The sequence below is a fragment of the Denitraticella aggregata genome, assembly GCF_048158365.1.
Taxonomy (GTDB): domain Bacteria; phylum Pseudomonadota; class Gammaproteobacteria; order Burkholderiales; family Rhodocyclaceae; genus Azoarcus_F.
In genome coordinates, this window is record NZ_JBLLNL010000038.1 from 1 (window position 1) to 1,211 (window position 1,211).

At 61.1% G+C, this 1,211-nt stretch carries 2 protein-coding genes; both read right to left on the reverse strand.

Annotated features, from left to right (window positions below; genetic code table 11):
- Window positions 1-109 precede the first annotated feature (109 nt).
- Window positions 110-439, reverse strand: a complete 330-nt coding sequence (locus tag ACKVEX_RS16530; protein WP_473216837.1) for an addiction module antidote protein — start codon at window positions 437-439, stop codon at window positions 110-112.
- Window positions 436-759, reverse strand: a complete 324-nt coding sequence (locus ACKVEX_RS16535) for a type II toxin-antitoxin system RelE/ParE family toxin (RefSeq protein ID WP_473216838.1) — start codon at window positions 757-759, stop codon at window positions 436-438. The genes ACKVEX_RS16530 and ACKVEX_RS16535 overlap by 4 nt, the downstream gene beginning before the upstream one ends.
- Window positions 760-1,211: the final 452 nt, after the last annotated feature.

A 1,211-nucleotide genomic window follows, 5' to 3' on the forward strand; every position in this document is an offset into this window, starting at 1 on the left:
GCAGCGCAAATGACAGAGAGATAAACGAACACCCACTTTGTTTCGCGGCTGGCGCCGCGCCTACAGGGGGGTGGGATCATGCGCGAGGAGGTGGCGCTCGGCGCCCCGACTACGCATGCGCGTGATCCTCAGGTTCGACGGAAAGGCGGAGCCCTACCGTCTTCAGGACGGCGAGCAAGGTCTTGAGCGTTGGATTGCCTTTGGGTGATAACGCGCGATAGAGCGACTCCCGGCTGATGCCAGCTTCTGCAGCAACCGCACCAAGGCCTCCGTAGGCTTCGGCGACCGTGCGCAGCGCCAACAGGCCGGCCGCCCGGTCATCGGGATCGTCCAGGGACTCCATTGCCGCTTTCAGATAAGCCACGGCCAGTTCGCGGTCGGCACGAAGCTCGGCAAGTTCGGCCTCATGATGCGATACCGCGCCTTTGATCCTGCTCATGCTTGCCTCCTTTTCCATTCTGCCCAGAGTTCCTTTGCCAGCTTGATATCGGCCACCTGACTGGCCTTGTCACCCCCGCACAGCAGAATCACGATGTTCTTGCCGTGCCGGCCGCAATACACGCGATACCCGGCGCCCACGTGAATACGCAACTCGATCACACCTTCTCCGACCGCCTCGCAGTCACCGAAGTTGCCCGCCTGCAAGTGCAACAAACGGACACGGATGCGTGCCTGCGCCAACTTGTCCCGCAGGCCAATAAGCCACTTGGTGAAGGGTTCGCGACCGTCTTCGCGCTGGTAACGGAGCACTTCGTTCATGAAGGATAATGTAGCTTAAAAGCTACTGCAACCAAAAGCGCAAGTTGATCTGGACTGCAGGAATGCACTGACCCAATCGGGATCAGGACGGCGAGAGGCGCATTCGAGTGGAAGGCGGCCTGACCGGTCTCCCGCGGTCGGCACGGCATACAGGGTTGTCGGCATGGCCGTGCCGGTGCAGGTGGGAGCGGTGCGAACCGCGAATCGGCGGTGGGGTGTGGATGCGCTGGTTTCGCGGCTTGCGCCGCTCCTACAGGGGGGGCATGCGCCAGCAAGGATGGCGTTCATGGATCGCGTGCTTCAGATCGCAACTTGCTCGGGCTCCGAGTGGTCGATTTCGGCACGGGAGAGATCGATGATGGGAAAACACAAGTCGTAGTCTCCCCAGACAAGTTCGCCATACTCGATTCGGAAGGCTGCGAATCTTGCAGGGTCCAGATAGGCGCGGATTC

Bases quoted from the DNA above. Each gene is read 5' to 3' on its own strand.
- ACKVEX_RS16530 (WP_473216837.1), bottom strand. From the start codon at position 439: ATGAGCAGGATCAAAGGCGCGGTATCGCATCATGAGGCCGAACTTGCC.
- ACKVEX_RS16535 (WP_473216838.1), bottom strand. From the start codon at position 759: ATGAACGAAGTGCTCCGTTACCAGCGCGAAGACGGTCGCGAACCCTTC.